A 17,251-nucleotide genomic window follows, 5' to 3' on the forward strand; every position below is an offset into this window, starting at 1 on the left:
AGAATGAGAAAATAAAATTAATAAATCTAGCTACAATGTATATGAATACATCAGTAACACCTATTACCTCCAAGAAGTATTATAGCTTCTCTTGTTATACCAGACCTAAGTCCTAACCAACCTCAGACATATTTTTACAAGTAGGGGGTGAACAGTTTAGTTGACGGGATCAATGTCCCACTCCCCGTATGTTCTACTCTGGCTACTGATAGATTAAATCTAAATAAAAAAAGTTCAACCAGAAAGTCCTGGCTGAACTATGTAATACGAACGCACTCTTTAGTTGAAGAACAAAAAATTAAAAGAATTCATATAACCCATTTACAAAATAATCATATACGTTATCATTAATAATCTTTTCCCCGTATCCTTCCAAAAAAATCTCTTTATCTATTTCATTTTCAAAGGCATTGGGTTTTGGGCGTATAGCCAATGATACGTCATATCTTGGGTCTCCATAAGCTCCACTTCCCCAATCAATTACTCCTGTAATTACTCCGTTGGAAACTAAAACATTATCAATTGTAAAATCTCCGTGAATTAAAGTTTGTTTAAAGAAGTTTGGTTTATTTGTTTTAATTTTTTCTAATAATTTCTCATTTCCATCCACTTTATAATTTTTCAAATTATATTCAGCTTGATTTAACATTTGATCAATCCATTTTCGTTCAAAAATTAGCTCTTTTGGACAAGGGGTTGTATGGATTTGAAATAGGAGTGCACCAAAATTAAATATCATTTCTTGCCGTTTCTCTTTATTTTTCTCGGTGAATAAAGCAGTCCTTAATGTCTCCCCCTCTAAAAATTCAAATAGAGCCCAGGAATCCCTTTTGTTTTGTTGTTCAACAAATTTCTTTACTTTTGGAACAGGTAGTTTTGTTTGATTAGTCAAACAGTTTAGTACAGATATTTCTCTATTAAGCCAAGAACAAAATAATTCTCCCTTTGTCCTTTTCAATACATACAATTAGCCCAACATCAGAGGTGTAACCTTGCCGTGGAAATCTTATAGAATTAATTTTGTTAAGATATTCTTTTATTTCACTTGGAATTTCATCGATATGTATTGGTTGCATTGAGTACACCTCGTTTAATAAGCATTTTTACTATTTAATTCTTAATCTATAATCATAATCCCTTCTTCACTTAACTGCTCCGTTTGTGAAGTATTTATTTTTCTATGTATACTCTTTCTAGTAAATTGGAAATAATTCCTCTATAAAATAAAAATCATATTTTTGGAGGAATATATTTTGTTAATGCCAAAAGCATGGAAACATATGAATCTGAAATAGATCCAGCAATTTTGTTACTGAAAGAAATCCACATTATATTAGTCTTGCAAATAAGGTATCTCATTAAACGAATATCCAGACGTGCTGGAATTAATAAAGATATACACCCCAATGCATTAAGACAGAGAAACACCATAATAAATTTTTCTCCGTTCAATTAATACTCCTGTTAGTTTAAACAAATTTTATATTTCTCTTGAAGGAATTTTCCACCAAAGCATAAAGTGTACCTGTAATACCAAAAATGATAATTGAAGTAATAATGCTAAAATTATATTTCTCCATAAAAAGAAAATCATATATTTTTTCAAAAGCAAACACCCCTATTACTCCACTAAGACAGGTGAATATTACCACTCTAAACAGTAAGGATTCTACAAACTTACTTACGACAAATGTTAGTGGTAAAAATGAAATAGGATATAAAATAAACGTAAAAGATGCCGCAACAAACAAATAAATAAGTGCATATCCCGACGTTATGATTTTATTTCCTTCTACTACATCTAATCCAAATGCTGCAAAGGAAAACAACAATCCAAAAGGTATCCACATTATTAAACAATGATAAAAAGTTTTCATACTATTATCCTCCTATGAATTTAATAATATTGACTTCATAGGAGCCAGACGAAAAAAGTGGAATAAAGTTACAAACCTTCATTTAACTACTCTGTCCTGTTCGTTCAATAAGAAAAATGAAGTGAAAGTAATTCCGGCTAACCTTTTTCAAAACGGTACTACTTTCTTATAAACGGAGCATCTTTGTTTCAAACTTACACCTAGAGAAGTATGAATTTATCCATGCTGGGGTTGGTGATTCAGTCGAAAAACACTGTTAAACTAAATACACACTAACTAGTGATTCAATCGAAAAGGCAGAAGTGACAAGGATTTGTTCCTTGTTACTACTGCCTAATTCAGTCGTTATATCGAACTCGGATTGCATGGAGTTGTATAATTCATCTAGAGAATTAGCTTCTTCATGGGAAGACCACGCTGCCTTTGGACAGCAATAACAAAACTACCTATCAGCAGGAGATGTATTAAACCTCCACTGATAGGTAGTTTTACTTTATTCATTAGTTAGGGGATTGATTGTTTTCTTCTCTTTCACCATCACGGCAAGGAAGAATAAAATCGCTGCTGCTGCAAGAAGTATTGCTGCAATATAGAATGCTAATACTTTCGAACCAGTGATATCTCCAATATAACCTGTAAGAGTTGGCGCAATAACTGATGAAGTCATTCCAAAGAAGTTAAAGATACCTAGTGCTTTGGCCATGCTGTTGGAAGGTACTGAATCCGTTACATATGTGATTAAAACTGGATCAATGGCAAGTTTACCTAATAAACCGTATAAAACTAATGCTGCATAAAGGACAGAAGGGTTAGGTGCAAATACGGTTAAACTAATTGTTACGGCTGCACCAATTAACAAGAAGATAATTAATTTCTGACGCATATGTGCATTTTTGTCAATATACTTAGAAAATATCAATGCACCAGGTACTGCTGTGACTGCAACTAAAGCAGCTACATATCCTACTGAACCTTGTTCGAATCCTTTTTCTGCGACAAGGAATGATGGTAACCATGTCACAATCATGTAATAACCATAACATGTTGCAAAATAGACGAAATAAATAACTAATTTTTTTAGCGAGAATAATTCTACGCCTTGAGATACTGTGGCTTGTGTTGTTTCCTTATCTTCAGAAGTTTCATTTGTAGCTGTTCTTTTGTCTAGTTTAACAAATAACGCAAACACAAATGTTACTGCTACTATTAAGACTGCTATAATATAAAGCATGTAATTCCATTGGATTTCAAGGCCACCTACTAATACTGATGAGCCTACTAGACCAATAACCATCCCTAATGCCGAACCACTATTGATGATTGCATTAGAAAAGCTTTTCTTATCTTTTGGCATATATTTAGCTGATAGAGAGAAAGCCGCACCATAGTATGAGCCAGTCGAAAGACCTGCCATTAAGGCGCCTACATAAACTTGAGTGATTGTCGTGCTTGATCCAATGACGATTGCTGCTAATGCAAAAATGATAAACGCAGGGATTAATACTCGTTTTTGTCCAAATTTATCAACGAGTATTCCTGATGGAATTTGCATACCAGTATAGGCAAAGAAATAAATAGAGGCAATAAGTCCTACTTGAGTATCGCTAATATTACCAAGCGATTCTTGAATTTGTGGATATATTGGTGTAAGTATTGTACGATAAATCCAAATAGCTACCCAACCTAAACACAGTGCAAAAATGATTTTTTTGTAATAATTCGGGTCATGTTTAACTTTTTGTTCCATGCTTGACACTCCCATTTTTTTGTATTTACTTATGTTGTTACTTATGTTATTACTAACTTGATTGTAGGTTACGAGCAACTAAATAACATTGTTCACTTTGAACAAAAATAAAAATAACTTTGCACATTTTAGACAAAAGGGAATTTTTAAAATAGTTTCAATTTTGTCCAAACGTACGAATCCTATCTTTGTTTTACTGTTGAACTTCGAGGGACTGTCTAAAAAGACTAATAAAAAAAACGGATTGAGGAATTTTTTTATTTCCTCAATCCGCTTCCCTAGTAAATTTTGTTGGACATATAATAAAAGGCTGCCAAAAAATCAGATGTAAATCTGACTTTTTGGACAACCTCATTGTAAGATCCACTTATTCCCGTGAAATCGTGTTAACCTCTCTTTTTTACGATGAAAACTAGTTAATCAACAGACGCGATAGTTAACTCTATACTATTGATGCGGAATAAAACCAATTGGTGTTGGACCCGCAATTCCTAACATTACAAAATCTTTATCAGAAGTATTAGTCATACCGTGCTTTTCACCCGGACGCGCAACAACAACATCACCGGCTTTAATTTGGACCATTTCACCACATTCTGGATAAAAATCTGCTGTTCCTTCAATAACAATCCAAATATCATCCGCTTGCTTGTGCGAGTGAATGGGCAAATTTTGTCCTGGCCGCATACACCAAACAGCTCCTACAGTATTAGGTGTTTCATAGAAAATATGTTTTGTCGCTTCTTCTTCTCTAAACTCTTGAATATCTGGCCAATGGAAAATACGGTTTTTCAAATCATTTCTTGCTATTTTTTTTAATGGCATTGTATTTTCTCCTTGTTTCAAATTTCAAACTTCACCATACTCAAATGATTTAGTGTGTATTAGACAACGAATAAAAACTTCTCGGATTTGCTAGAAAAATAGCAAAGAATTATCTTTTAATAATATTTTGAGGTTTACCTTCTAAAAATGCCATCGTGTTATCGAATGCAATTCTAGCTCGCAATTCCATAGCTTCATTAGTAAGGAACCCTACGTGTGGTGTTAAAATTACATTTTTGGCGTGTAATAGTTTATAGTCTCCAGGAATAGGCGGTTCCATATCAAATACGTCGATACCCGCTCCTGCAATTTGCCCTTCATTTAATGCGTCCGCCAATGCATCATTATCAACAATCGGTCCTCGCGCGCAGTTGATTAGAATAGCTGATTCCTTCATTAAATCTAATTTTTCTTTAGAAATTAATCCTTTAGTACTTGGTAGCAACGGTATATGTAATGACACAATATCAGATTGTGCTAATAACTCATCTAATTCCATATACTCGATACCTAAATCTTCAGCTTCTGGATTTCTTCTGGATTGGTCTGAAGCTACTAATTTTGCACCAAATGCTTTAAACAAACGAGCGGTCATCATACCAATCTTCCCTGTACCAATCAAACCAACTGTTTTCCCTTTAATTTCACTACCTTGGAATGCTCCTGGGAAATGATCAGCACGAATTTCTCTATCTCCCTGAGTAATGTGACGATACACATCTAATACTAAACCAATTGTTAATTCCGCAACTGCTTGATTCGCATATCCAGCTGCATTACATATCATAATATTTTGGTTTCTAGCTTGAGTCATACCTACGTGATCAACACCTGTAAAGGCTACATTGATTAATTTTAAATTGTCATTTTGATCAATCACTTCTGTAGAATAAGGATTATTAGCAATCATAACAACATCTGCACCTTTACTACGTTTTGCTAATTCTGCGGAATCAGTTGTTTTCTCGTTGTAGTAAACAAATTCATGACCGGCCTGTCTGATTGGCTCCGCTAATTTTTGAATAATCGAATCTGAAACATTTAATGGTTCTAATAATTTAACTAACATTCAATTCATTCCTTCCTTTTTTTCAAATACGTCTGTTGATTAACTAGTGACCATAGTTTTAAAAGAGAGATTCACATTTCTGCAAAACTGTTATTCCACACAGCAAAAGGCAGATAAAATTTCAGTTTATCATTTTGTATACTTTGCACAAAAAATGTGGTATTTTCATTTTTAGTCACTCCCTCTTTTTATTTTTTCTTATGTTAATTGCTTAATGCAATTGTATGATAGGAGTATTTAAATAACATTGTTCACTTTAAACAAAAACAGAAACAATATTACATGTTTTTGACAAAAGCTAATATTTAAAATAACTAGGAAATTATGCTTTATCTATCTTAATGAGTACTTTCTCTTTCCGCTCTTTGCGCTGTATTTTTGTATCTACATACAATAAAAAAGCCCGTCTACCTCTAAGGTTAACGGACTGATTCGAGCTATAAAGGCGTGCTAAAGTTTCGATAATATCTATATGGTTCTCTTCAAAATAAAAGAAACATAAGTGGAATTCACCTTTTTTAATTTAATTATGAGGTAAATGGCGTTTGTTTGGTCTGGAGCAACCATTTATAGTTGCTTTCTAAAAAATTCTTTTAGGTTTCAGATTTTTCTATATTTACTTTGTTAAATTATTGAATAAATTTAGGATCTAATATTCCTAAACCACTGCCTTCCATTTCAATCTTCACTTTTGTAGCACCGTCTAAATTAACATTAACCTTTACCTTGCCTTTTATCGATCCACTATCATAAATCAATTTATTATCTGCGTAAATTTTCATATAACCTACACCGAAAGAGCCCGCCGCTAACTTTTTAACTGGTGCTAAATACGTTTCGAATCCTTTGTAATTTCCATTCGCTAAGTATTCAACTGTATGATCTTGTACTGCCCCTCCACCATGATATCCACCAAGTTGATAGGATTGTTCAAACTTTTCACCAGTACTAATAACAATAGAGCTTGGGTTATGGAAGAAGTGGTCTTCATCACTCCCAATAGGTTTTACATCTTTTAAAGAGACGAACTTTGGAACATCACCTATATATATGGATTTTGATTTTCCATCCCATGTCACTTTTTTCCCTAAAGATTCAGCAATGAAACGCATTGGAACATAAGTAGTACCTTCATAAATAAAGCCAGATTGACCCTCTTGTGGTTTTTTTTCAACCTTATCTACATAGTAATTGATTGCATCTTGAAATACGCTAATCTTTTTCAGATTGCTTGCTGCTTCCGTTGTTGAGAGGTAAGTAAAGGTTAAACCTCCTAATATAAAAAAGCCTAAATAACTTGTTACTATAAGTAGTTTTTTCATATAATCACTCCTTCATATATATAGTTATATGTAATTATACCAAAAATTACATACTATAATCCATGATATTGGTCAAATATTGACTATAAGTTATAGTATTGAAAATTAAATTATTTCTTCTCTCTACTTTTACCTGGGTATGTTATTGATAAAACTCAGAAAACCTTCTTCTGATTTTTTAAAATGTGAATTTTCATGACAATTAAGCGCATTTGTTAGACAACACTCAAGGTTTTTTGCACAAATAATGCGGCAAGTGTTGAGGTGTATGCGATTGATGAGAAATGGTGATTTATATATCTAACATACTTTCACCTGATAGATCACCGGTTGGATCATCACAAAGTAAAAGTAAGGAATTTTTGCAACCGCTCTAGCTATAGCAACTCTTTGTTGTTCTCCTCCAGAAAGCTGTGAAGGGAAATTTTTCATACGATTTGCTAACCCGACTTTATGTAAAATCTATTTAGCATCCAGAGGGTGTTTACATACTTCAGTAGCAAATTCAACATTTTCAAGAGCGTTTAAATTCGGAATTAAATTATAGAATTGAAAGACAAATCCAACTTTCTCACCACGATAGTCTGTTAACTTTTTTTCATTCAATCTTGTTAGTTCTTGATTTCCAACAAACACTTGACCTTAGGTAGCCATATCCATACCACCAAGAATATTCAAAATCGTACTTTTACCCGCTCCACTCGCACCCAAGATCATGACAAATTCCCCTTCATAAAGTTTTAGTCAACGTCAAGTAACTCTAAAAATAAACAACTGTTGTCGTATATTTTAGAGTTACATTTTTTTCGCTTCATTCTTGTCGAAAATCTTTATCATGAAGCCATTGATCATGCAAAATAGCTGCGCTTTAAATCGATATTTAAAAGCGTTTCAAACGACCGTTTTCTGTAGCAGTTTCACCCGTACTGAACATGAAGGACCTTCCCTTCCTCACGGCTTCAAGATGTTTCCATCGCGTTTGATGTCGTTATGTCTCGGCATCATTTTGTCCAGAATTGACCGAAAGCAGTTAAATCTTTCTAATAATATAAAAGCCGATAGAATAAAATATACATTCAAAATCCCGCGAATTACAAGGTATTTTAGTAGACATAATAAAATTATTAAATAAAAAATAAAAATTGATGAGTCACGAGATGATGATGGCTATTTCACCACCACCCATACCTATCCCCAAAAGCATTTTACGTGTTCTAACTGTTCTTTCTATAAATCGTCCATAAAGCCACTCCAATTGCGGTTAGTTACGTCACACGAAGCGCTTGTCTTTTCTTCAATCCGTATAATCATCCTACTCGAAGAAGACTATTTTATTTTTTCGCAAAATACAGTTTATTTAATCGTAAATATGGTATACTTTTCCTTACCCCAAAAAAGGAGGTGCAAGTCCAATGGTGAAAAAATAAAAATGAGAAAATCTCAAATTATTTTATATTTTTTAAAATACACATGTAGATTTTCTCTTTCATAGAATGAATATCTAAAGAAGAGGAGAAAGAACATGTTAAATAAATTAAGTGATACTATTTATTATTTATCCAATCAAGAGGATAGAGAACGACCAACATTAGGATTGGTATGTGGTGACCAATTTAGTCTAATTATAGATTCTGGTAATTCAGCTCAACATGCTAACGATTTTTTACTAGAAATTGAGAAACTCGATGTACCACCTATCAAATATTTGGTCATTACCCATGCACATTGGGATCACTTCCTTGGTATGAATGAATTTGATGTAACTGTTATCGTTAATAGTCAAACAAACGAACTATTAAAAGAATGGCAAAATTATAGATTTGATGATAATTCCCTCCAAAAGTATGTGAATACTAATCAGATGAGTGCTAAGTGTATGGAGATTATACAAACTGAAATACCAAATAGAAATAGTTTTAAATTGAACTCTCCAGACGTAATCTTTGAAAATGCATTAACCATTGATTTAGGTAATAAAGTTTGCCTAATTGAAAGAATCAAAAGTACTCATACAGACGACTCTACAATTATTTATATTCCTGATGAAAAAGTTGTTTTTTTAGGTGATGCTGCATATTGTACAACCACAAATTCTCTTTATCATTTCAAGCAATCATTGTTATTGCCTATGATTAAAGACATTCAAAAATATGATGCTGAAATGTTCCTACTTGGTCATGAATCGATATGTGATTCTGATGAAATGAATATCTATTGGGAAGAGTTAACAACAGCAAGTCGAGTTGTAAAATCTACCTCACTAGAAAATGCTATTGAGTGTTTCAAGGTAGAAAATAAAAGGGACCCTAATGATAATGAATTATTTTTCATACAGGCATTTGTTAATGACCGTATAGTTCAATCATAGTAATTCTATAAATTAGTAGCCACCTCATTTAGTTTGATATGCTCCCCATTAGGTAGACAGATTAAAAAATAAAATCTGTTTATTAAATGGGGAGTTTTTTTATGACGAAACAACTAATAACACCTGAAATGAAATTGTTAGCTCTTCAATATGTAGAGGAAGAGCTTTATTCTATTCGAGAAATTTGTGAAAAGTACGCTATTTCAACTTACACATTTAAAAGCTGGCGTACTAAATTTAAAACCAGGGGAATTGAAGCATTAACGCCAGCTAAGAAAAATAAGTTTTACTCCAAAGAACTAAAAGAACGAGCAGTAGCAGACTACTTAACAAAAAAGTATTCAATGTACGAAATCCTCTCAACATATGAAATTAGCAGTTGGTCGTTGTTCAAATCATGGTTAAAAACCTATACTAGTCATAGTGAATTAAAAGATTCGGGTAAAGGATTGAGCCAAACTATGACTAAAGGAAGAAAAACAACCGTAGTAGAACGCATTGAAATCGTCAAAGCCTGCCTAGCAAACGCGAAGAATTATCAAGAGACAGCAGCACAATATGAGGTATCTTATCAACAGGTGTATCAATGGGTACGTAAGTTTGAACAAGATGGGGAAAAGGCCCTTCAAGATCAACGAGGTCGTACAAAACCAGCAGAAGAACGCACACCAGAAGATGAATTACGTTTAAAAATTCAACAGATGGAGCGCGAAAATGAACGATTACGTGCAGAAAATTTACTACTAAAAAAGTTAGAGGAAATCGAAAGGAGGTATCGTTAAGTAAAGTTCGCATTCAAAGCCTTTATTTCGCGATCCAAGAGCTAGCGAAGCATGAAAACTTATCGATTATTTTATTATGTAAAATCGCCAAGGTATCCCGTGCAGCTTATTACAAATGGCTCAATCGTCAACCCTCAGCACGGGAATTGGAGAACCAACAGCTAATGGCGTCTATCCAACACTTATATACACAAATAGATGGCATTTATGGCTACCGCCGTATCGCAATGACTATTAACCGCCAACGTGAAAAAGAAAACTTAGCGAAAGTGAATAAGAAGCGTATTTATCGTCTAATGCAAATTTGTGGTTTAGAGGCGGTGATTCGCCGTCGTCCGAAAAAGTACCGAAAGGTGAAACCGGATTACGTAGCAGAAAACGTGTTAGCACGTATGTTTACAGCCGAAAAGCCGAATCAGAAATGGTGTACAGATGTGACGGAGTTCAAGTATGGTAACGGTAAGAAGGCTTATTTAAGTGCGATTATCGATCTTTATGATAAGTCCATTGTGAGTTACGTATTAGGTCATTCAAACAATAATGACCTTGTTTTTGAGACGGTAAGACCAGCTATTCGTCAACTGTCAAAAGATGAGTTTCCGCTTTTACATAGTGATCGTGGGTATCAATATACATCTAAAGAATTTAAGCGAATTATGAAGAAGGCAAAACTAACACATAGTATGTCGAGAGTCGGCCGTTGCATCGATAATGGGCCAATTGAAGCGTTTTGGGGGACACTGAAAGTAGAAAAGTATTATTTACATAAGTTTGAGACGTTTGAGGCATTAAAACACGCCATTGATACGTACATCGAATTCTATAACAACGAACGTTATCAAGAAACATTAAACGGCTTGAGTCCTTTAGAATTCAGGACTCAAGCCGCTTAAAGCATTTTTATTATTTCCACTGTCTACTTGACAGGGAGCAGTTCAGTTGAAATGAGGTGGCTAAAAAATAACTCAAAAGTTCCTTCAAACCTCTGAGTTATTGTTTTTTATTTAGTTAAGACCTTCATATCTGCCACAATCGTCTCAACTGGTACGTCTGTGGTACCGTTATAATCCTTCACAACCACACCATCAGCATCCACTAAGTAATAACTTGCCATATGTGTGACTTGGTCAGAATTCGGATCATTCATTACTAATGAATTAAACGATTTCTTTGCAAACTGTTCAATATACTTTTGATCATAGCCAGTTAATAGCTGCCATTTGCTTGCATCGGGCACTGAATACGTTTTTAAATAATTCGTTAAAACTTCTGGCTTATCCACTTCAGGATCAACACTAAAAGCTACAATTTGATAATCTTCCACGCCTTTATCCTGAAGTGCCTTTTGCACCTCTGTCATGTTATATGTCATTGGCGGACAAATGGAATTACAATTAGTAAAGATGAACATCGCTAACCATGGCTTGCCTTTTAAATCATTCAGGCTAACTGGTTTATTTTTTTGGTTTGTAACCGAAAAATCCTGTACTTCTATGTTCATTTCTGGTTCAAATTTATAGCTTCCGCAAGCGGTAAGTATGGTACTTAATGTTAGTATCAAAACGAGTATGACACTTTTCTTTTTCATTTAATTGCTCACTTCCCTTCAATTTACCATCCTTGTTTATTGTATAAATTATAGTTATTTAATACAAGATATGAGCTTATCCTTTCATTTTTTTATGTCCATTAAATGTATGTTGTAAAATTTTAGTATAATGAATACCTTCTATATTCCAGATAATTCAAACTTTTTTAATATTTTTTTAAAGCTAGTTTTTTACTATTTCGGTTATTTCCCAAGAGATCAACTATTTGTTATATAACAAAGTTTCGTTGCTTTTCAGGTTCCCCCTCATCGGATGACACAATAATAAACCTCTCAAAAATTCTCTTTCATACCCAAATCTTCTATCACATTCAAAATTATTATCATTAAACTATTATAGGAATATTATTCTTATAGACAATTCCGTTCTCTTCTATACGGTTTATTTCTACTAAATCCTTATTATTTCTATGTTATTTTCGCAATCTGAAAATGATTAAAAATTATAAAAACTCAAAATTTAGTATTGCATTATAAGAATCTTCCCCATAAAATAAATGAATATAACGACGAAAAGAAAAGAAATATGTCGTCTAAAACAGAAATATATCACTTTAGGGGGAATAATAATGGCAAACATTTCTGACCACAACAATATAGAATCAATTGATTATAATGCAATTGAAGCTATGGAATCGTTCAACATGTTCGTAAAAAAGAAAAATACCTTTCTTTTCTCGATCACAGCAGTCTTTTTAACACTTTATATTTTGTTACCAATCCTTGCTTTCCAACCTGTACTACAACAAAAAATCTTCGGAAATATTACGGGTGTTTGGGTTTATTCAGCTGGATTATTCATTATGACTATCGTACTTTGTACAGTATATGTGAAAAAAGCGGCTTCATTCGATAAAGCGGCCGCAGCAGTACTAGCTGAGTATCAGGCGAAAGGTGGAAAATAAATGAACTTCGTATCTGTTGGTTTCTTTTTAGCAATCGTTGGTTTAACGCTTGTAGTAACATATATCGCAGCGAAACGTACGTCTTCTGCGGCTGATTTCTATACAGCGGGCGGTGGTCTTAAAGGTTGGCAAAATGGCTTCGCGATCGCTGGTGACTATTTATCTGCAGCTGCATTTCTAGGGGTGTCAGGTGCGATTGCATTAACTGGTTTCGACGGCTTCTTCTTCTCTGTAGGCTATGTAGTAGCTAACTTAGTTCTTCTTTATGTAATTGCAGAACCTATGCGTAACTTAGGTCGATATACTTTAGCAGATATGCTTACTTCCCGTTTTAATGAAAAACGCATTCGTGGCGTTGCTGCGTCAGGAACAATTATCATCGTCATCCTTTATATGATTGCACAATTAGTAGGTGCAGGTGCTCTTATTAAACTATTATTTGGTATTGAGTACTGGATTGCGGTTTTAATCGTAGGTGTCATGATGACTACTTATGTTTTATTCGGTGGAATGACAGCTACTTCTTGGGTGCAAATTATTAAAGCTAGCCTTCTATTATTCGGGACAGGCGTATTAGCTACATTAGTATTAATGAAATTCGATTTCTCTCTTATGAAAATGTTTGATACGATCGCTGTGGATCATGGTGAGAAATTCCTTGTACCAGGGATGAAATATACAAGTACAATTGATTCTGTTTCAATGATGATGGCGCTTGTATTAGGTACATCTGGGTTACCACATATTTTAATGCGTTTCTTCACAGTGAAAGATGCTAAAACCGCTCGTTCTTCTATTTCATGGACAACTTGGATTACAGCTATTTTCTTCTCATTAACTATTTTCTTAGGCTTTGGCGCATTAAACTTTGTAGGGATCGATAAAATTCTTGCTGAAAGTAAAGCTGGTAACACTGCAGCCCCACTTCTTGCTAATTACTTAGGTGGTGATGTGTTAATGGCATTTATCGGTGCAGTAGCATTCGCAACCATTTTAGCCGTTGTTTCGGGCTTAGTTTTAACAGGAGCTTCTGCCATTTCCCATGATATTTATGGGGAAATCATTAAAGGTGGTAAATTAACAGAAAAGCAACAAGTAGTAGCAGCTCGTACTGGCTCGATTTCTATTGCCATCGTATCCATTATCCTTGCGTTATTTGCGCAAAACTTGAATGTATCATTCTTAGTATCCTTTGCATTTTGTATCGGTGCTTCAGCAAACTTACCAGTTATTCTCTACACAATTTACTGGAAAAAATTCAATTCAACAGGTGCTATAACTGCGATGGTAACTGGTTTAGTATCATGTTTAGTGTTAGGTGCTATGGGGCCGAATGTATGGAGTCCTGTTGAAGGTGCAGCTATTTTTGTTGGTAATCCTATCGTACCGTTAGCAGTTCCCGCGGTTATTACGATTCCACTTGGCTTTATCGCAGGTTATTTAGGCTCTGTTCTATCTTCTAGTAAAGTACCTCAGGAAGAAGCAGAACGTATTTACAAGGAAATTCGCGTTAAAGCAAACACTGGTGTATCCGTTTCTGATATCTCTCATTGATCGCTTTTAACCATCCAAATTATTGAAAAAATATCTATCAATCATCCTATCTATATTAATAAAAATATCAAGTTAAAGAACTCGATTTTTCATCGGGTTTTTTAACTTTTTATTATAAAAAATTTTCCAATTTATTTATCGAACAATACTATTCTCTTTCAAAAAAAAACGATTTTCACTGATTAAATAGTGTTTATTTTTTATAAAAAATCATTTCCCTTTTGAAATTTTAACCATATTTTCCGCTCGGAAATCTAGAATTGACCTAACTTCATTTATTTATCAGAATTTCCCAAAACCATTTTATTTCTTACATTTGTCTTGTATATTCTCTTTTAAGACTATTTTTCCAAAAACTATTTTTTTATAATTTTTTTCTGAAAAGTATTGCAATTTTGTGAACTCTCTCATAAAATGAAGATGTGAATTCACTAAACTAGCAAAATCAAGTCTTTAAGCAGTAAAAATAAACACAAAATGGGGAATGTTAATGGGGAACAATCAAGCAAATAAGGGCGTTGTGATTGACTATGACGCGATTGCTAATCAAGAATCGTTTAAAGCGCTTGTGCGAAGAAAGAATTCTTTTCTTTGGTCAATGACTGCGATCTTCTTAGCAGCATATATGTTGCTACCAATTCTTACTTCGTTCACGAAAGTTCTACACCAAAAGGCAATCGGGGAAATTACTTGGGTGTGGATATATGCAGCAGGGCTATTCATCATGACTTGGTGCTTTTGTCACTTATATGTAGCGAAAGCGAATAGATTTGATAAAGAGGCAAAGGCGATTATCGCAGAATACGAGAACGGAGGTGGCCGCCGATGAATAACGGGATGAGTTTTACAGCCATATTCTTCTTCGTATCCATTGTTGGTTTAACATTAGTTATTACATGGTGGGCATCTAAAAGAACTTCTTCTGCAAGTGATTTCTACACTGCAGGCGGTGGATTAACAGGCTGGCAAAATGGACTAGCCATTGCTGGTGACTACTTATCAGCAGCATCTTTCTTAGGGATCGCTGGAGCAGTTGCATTATTTGGATTTGATGGATTCTTCTTCTCTATCGGTTATTTAGTAGCTTACTTAGTGGTTCTATACATCGTCGCTGAGCCATTACGTAATCTTGGTAAATTTACATTAGCTGACATGATCACAGCGCGTTTTGATAGCTCTAAAGTTCGTGGTACAGCAGCTTTAAGCACTATTACAATTGTCTTATTCTACATGATTGCACAACTAGTTGGTGCAGGAGCACTTATTCAATTACTTTTAGGAATCGACTATTGGGTTGCCGTTTTAATCGTAGGCTTTATGATGACGACTTACGTACTATTCGGTGGTATGACTGCAACATCTTGGGTACAAATTATTAAAGCCTGTCTTTTAATGTTAGGTACAGTTATTATTTCATTCTTAGTATTAAAAGAGTTCGGCTTTAGCATTGCAACGATGTTCAAAGAAATGGAAACTGCAACTGATAGCGGTGCAGCTTATTTGAATCCAGGTCTTAAATATACAAATGGTATTGATACTATTTCAATGTTAATCGCTTTAGTATTAGGTACAGCTGGTCTTCCACATATCCTAATGCGCTTCTTTACAGTAAAAGATGCGAAAACTGCTCGTTCTTCAGTTATCTGGGCTACTTGGATTGTAGGTATCTTCTACATTCTTACAATCTTCTTAGGCTTCGGTGCAGCTAAATTCGTTGGTAAAGAAGATATTATTGCTGCAAACGCTGCTGGTAATATGGCTGCTCCACTTCTTGCGGAAGCACTTGGTGGGGACATCTTATTCTCATTCGTATGTGCGGTAGCTTTCGCAACAATCTTAGCGGTAGTAGCTGGCCTTGTACTTTCTGGCGCATCTGCCCTATCACATGATATTTACGGTCAAATTATTAAAAAGGGAAAAATTACAGAGAAAGAGCAAGTACTTGCAGCTCGTATCGGTTCCATTACAATCGCTGTTATTTCAATCCTTTTAGCACTTGGTGCACAAACATTAAACGTAGCGTTCTTAGTATCCCTTGCATTCTGTATTGCAGGTTCAGCTAACCTACCTGTAATCATCTATACAATCTACTGGAAACGCTTTAATACAGCTGGTGCTATAACGGCAATGTTAACAGGCTTAATCTCTGCTTTAGCTCTTGTTGCAGTTTCACCAAACATCTGGAATCCAGTTGAAGGAAAAGCAATTTTCGTTGGTGATCCGTTAATTATGTTAACGAACCCAGCTATCATCTCTGTTCCACTTGGCTTCCTAGGAGGCTTCATCGGAACAATGCTTTCTAAGGAAACAGATGATAAGAAATATCGTGAAGTGGATGTTAAAGCAAACACAGGTATTTCTGTACAAGACGTATCACACTAATAATAGAACAATCGCCTCGTAAGTTAACACTTACGAGGTTTTACTTTTTCTTCCGTATTCGGTACGATATTTACAAATGATAGTTGGAGGTAAGGTAACATGACAAACTCAAAAGCAAAAAAGAAACGCATGCATATAAAACGCACAAAAGGGAAGGACGTTGAAAAAAATCGTCAATCTTCCCCTTTCAGTACACATGAGCGTGTAACGAAAACGAAAAAAGAAAATATTGAACAAAATTTTACAAAGCACAGAAAACACAACCACGCTGAAGATGATTAGTGGTTGTGTTTTGCTTGTAATGAGACATTTTGATGTTTAGAAGTAATCAGTTTTGGTATAAAGTGCAACGGATACAGTAAAAGAAAAAGGTTAGGTATCCACCACATAAGATCAAAATCAAGCTTTATTGTCCAAAAAGCAATCGCCTGCAATCCAGAACAAGATGTTAGTGTCAGAGATAGTAAGGCAAATGCTCTCCACTTTTCATTTTTTATTTTAAATAGATAGAGACTAATAAAACCAGTAACTGAAAATCAATTATGCCTCGCATAATTGCGTCTGGAATCGGCTTTGTGCTTGCACAAAGAACTCCTTTCCGATTCCGTGACATCCGCCGGAGGCTTTAACTTCTTTCAGCGGGTGTCCAAACACCCGCTGAAAGAAGTTAAAATATCTAGCGGGAAAAACGACCAATTCCATATAACTAATAATTCATTTTGATAATCCTGATATAAATACTCTTCTGGAATCAAATGAAAAAAATGACAAGCCAATAGAGTATAAAAAAGAAATCTGTACCTAAAAATAG

General features: G+C 34.5%; 15 protein-coding genes and 2 pseudogenes. 7 read left to right on the top strand and 10 right to left on the bottom strand.

All coding sequences use genetic code 11. From position 1 onward, the window contains the following. Positions 1-298 precede the first annotated feature (298 nt). The 8 genes and pseudogenes from ACFXN8_RS03845 to ACFXN8_RS03880 all read right to left on the bottom strand — a co-directional run. Complete coding sequence (locus ACFXN8_RS03845) at positions 299-892, bottom strand: phosphotransferase family protein (protein ID WP_386842903.1); 594 nt, start codon at positions 890-892, stop codon at positions 299-301. A 25-nt stretch (positions 893-917) separates the two neighbouring features. Then, positions 918-1,076, bottom strand: a complete 159-nt coding sequence (locus ACFXN8_RS03850) for a hypothetical protein (RefSeq protein ID WP_386842905.1) — start codon at positions 1,074-1,076, stop codon at positions 918-920. Positions 1,077-1,469: 393 nt separating this feature from the next. Then, positions 1,470-1,877 (bottom strand): hypothetical protein, encoded by a 408-nt coding sequence (locus ACFXN8_RS03855; protein ID WP_386842907.1) that lies wholly within the window; start codon positions 1,875-1,877, stop codon positions 1,470-1,472. A 493-nt stretch (positions 1,878-2,370) separates the two neighbouring features. Further along, positions 2,371-3,624 carry an MFS transporter gene (locus ACFXN8_RS03860; protein WP_386842909.1) on the bottom strand — a complete coding sequence of 418 codons (1,254 nt, stop codon included), beginning with the start codon at positions 3,622-3,624 and terminating at the stop codon, positions 2,371-2,373. Positions 3,625-4,071: 447 nt separating this feature from the next. Next, positions 4,072-4,449 carry a cupin domain-containing protein gene (locus ACFXN8_RS03865; protein WP_386842911.1) on the bottom strand — a complete coding sequence of 126 codons (378 nt, stop codon included), beginning with the start codon at positions 4,447-4,449 and terminating at the stop codon, positions 4,072-4,074. 109 nt (positions 4,450-4,558) lie between these two features. Further along, entirely contained in the window at positions 4,559-5,518 is a 960-nt protein-coding gene (locus tag ACFXN8_RS03870; protein WP_386842913.1) for a 2-hydroxyacid dehydrogenase, read from the bottom strand. Between the two features lie 629 nt (positions 5,519-6,147). Beyond that, positions 6,148-6,840 carry a stalk domain-containing protein gene (locus tag ACFXN8_RS03875; RefSeq protein WP_376070391.1) on the bottom strand — a complete coding sequence of 231 codons (693 nt, stop codon included), beginning with the start codon at positions 6,838-6,840 and terminating at the stop codon, positions 6,148-6,150. Positions 6,841-7,135: 295 nt separating this feature from the next. Next, positions 7,136-7,572: pseudogene (locus ACFXN8_RS03880) on the bottom strand (ABC transporter ATP-binding protein); the annotation flags it as partial. A 790-nt stretch (positions 7,573-8,362) separates the two neighbouring features. On the opposite strand from ACFXN8_RS03880, the gene ACFXN8_RS03885 reads away from it, so the two are divergent. Both ACFXN8_RS03885 and ACFXN8_RS03890 read left to right on the top strand, forming a co-directional pair. Further along, the gene (locus ACFXN8_RS03885; RefSeq protein ID WP_386842915.1) at positions 8,363-9,208 is read left to right on the top strand and encodes an MBL fold metallo-hydrolase; all 846 of its coding nucleotides are present in this window, start codon (positions 8,363-8,365) and stop codon (positions 9,206-9,208) included. A 101-nt stretch (positions 9,209-9,309) separates the two neighbouring features. Beyond that, positions 9,310-10,883 (top strand): IS3 family transposase gene (locus ACFXN8_RS03890; RefSeq protein WP_386842917.1). Its coding sequence is split into 2 segments (ribosomal slippage): positions 9,310-9,952 and positions 9,952-10,883, totalling 1,575 coding nucleotides; the frame shifts between segments, so codons are not numbered across the junction. Positions 10,884-10,990: 107 nt separating this feature from the next. On the opposite strand, the gene ACFXN8_RS03895 is transcribed toward ACFXN8_RS03890, so the two are convergent. Continuing rightward, entirely contained in the window at positions 10,991-11,578 is a 588-nt protein-coding gene (locus ACFXN8_RS03895) for an SCO family protein (RefSeq protein ID WP_386842919.1), read from the bottom strand. Positions 11,579-12,168: 590 nt separating this feature from the next. On the opposite strand from ACFXN8_RS03895, the gene ACFXN8_RS03900 reads away from it, so the two are divergent. The 5 genes from ACFXN8_RS03900 to ACFXN8_RS03920 all read left to right on the top strand — a co-directional run bounded on the left by ACFXN8_RS03900 (position 12,169) and on the right by ACFXN8_RS03920 (position 16,722). After that, on the top strand, positions 12,169-12,504 hold the full coding sequence (locus tag ACFXN8_RS03900; protein ID WP_386842921.1) for a DUF485 domain-containing protein: 336 nt from the start codon (positions 12,169-12,171) through the stop codon (positions 12,502-12,504). Next, positions 12,505-14,058, top strand: coding sequence for a solute symporter family protein (locus tag ACFXN8_RS03905; protein ID WP_376070401.1), 1,554 nt, complete (start codon positions 12,505-12,507; stop codon positions 14,056-14,058). A gap of 490 nt (positions 14,059-14,548) precedes the next feature. Continuing rightward, the gene (locus tag ACFXN8_RS03910) at positions 14,549-14,887 is read left to right on the top strand and encodes a DUF485 domain-containing protein (protein ID WP_376070404.1); all 339 of its coding nucleotides are present in this window, start codon (positions 14,549-14,551) and stop codon (positions 14,885-14,887) included. An 8-nt stretch (positions 14,888-14,895) separates the two neighbouring features. Then, on the top strand, positions 14,896-16,440 hold the full coding sequence (locus ACFXN8_RS03915; RefSeq protein ID WP_376070618.1) for a solute symporter family protein: 1,545 nt from the start codon (positions 14,896-14,898) through the stop codon (positions 16,438-16,440). A gap of 99 nt (positions 16,441-16,539) precedes the next feature. Then, the gene (locus ACFXN8_RS03920) at positions 16,540-16,722 is read left to right on the top strand and encodes a hypothetical protein (protein ID WP_376070406.1); all 183 of its coding nucleotides are present in this window, start codon (positions 16,540-16,542) and stop codon (positions 16,720-16,722) included. On the opposite strand, the pseudogene ACFXN8_RS03925 reads toward ACFXN8_RS03920, so the two are convergent. Next, a pseudogene (locus ACFXN8_RS03925) lies at positions 16,719-17,216 on the bottom strand (DUF5360 family protein). The gene ACFXN8_RS03920 and the pseudogene ACFXN8_RS03925 sit on opposite strands and share 4 nt — an antisense overlap. Positions 17,217-17,251 lie beyond the last annotated feature (35 nt).

This window comes from Lysinibacillus sp. NPDC059133 (genome assembly GCF_042755925.1).
Taxonomy (GTDB): domain Bacteria; phylum Bacillota; class Bacilli; order Bacillales_A; family Planococcaceae; genus Lysinibacillus.

Bases quoted from the DNA above. Each gene is read 5' to 3' on its own strand.
- ACFXN8_RS03850 (WP_386842905.1), bottom strand. From the start codon at position 1,076: ATGCAACCAATACATATCGATGAAATTCCAAGTGAAATAAAAGAATAT.
- ACFXN8_RS03855 (WP_386842907.1), bottom strand. From the start codon at position 1,877: ATGAAAACTTTTTATCATTGTTTAATAATGTGGATACCTTTTGGATTG.
- ACFXN8_RS03860 (WP_386842909.1), bottom strand. From the start codon at position 3,624: ATGGAACAAAAAGTTAAACATGACCCGAATTATTACAAAAAAATCATT.
- ACFXN8_RS03865 (WP_386842911.1), bottom strand. From the start codon at position 4,449: ATGCCATTAAAAAAAATAGCAAGAAATGATTTGAAAAACCGTATTTTC.
- ACFXN8_RS03870 (WP_386842913.1), bottom strand. From the start codon at position 5,518: ATGTTAGTTAAATTATTAGAACCATTAAATGTTTCAGATTCGATTATT.
- ACFXN8_RS03875 (WP_376070391.1), bottom strand. From the start codon at position 6,840: ATGAAAAAACTACTTATAGTAACAAGTTATTTAGGCTTTTTTATATTA.
- ACFXN8_RS03885 (WP_386842915.1), top strand. From the start codon at position 8,363: ATGTTAAATAAATTAAGTGATACTATTTATTATTTATCCAATCAAGAG.
- ACFXN8_RS03895 (WP_386842919.1), bottom strand. From the start codon at position 11,578: ATGAAAAAGAAAAGTGTCATACTCGTTTTGATACTAACATTAAGTACC.
- ACFXN8_RS03900 (WP_386842921.1), top strand. From the start codon at position 12,169: ATGGCAAACATTTCTGACCACAACAATATAGAATCAATTGATTATAAT.
- ACFXN8_RS03905 (WP_376070401.1), top strand. From the start codon at position 12,505: ATGAACTTCGTATCTGTTGGTTTCTTTTTAGCAATCGTTGGTTTAACG.
- ACFXN8_RS03910 (WP_376070404.1), top strand. From the start codon at position 14,549: ATGGGGAACAATCAAGCAAATAAGGGCGTTGTGATTGACTATGACGCG.
- ACFXN8_RS03915 (WP_376070618.1), top strand. From the start codon at position 14,896: ATGAGTTTTACAGCCATATTCTTCTTCGTATCCATTGTTGGTTTAACA.
- ACFXN8_RS03920 (WP_376070406.1), top strand. From the start codon at position 16,540: ATGACAAACTCAAAAGCAAAAAAGAAACGCATGCATATAAAACGCACA.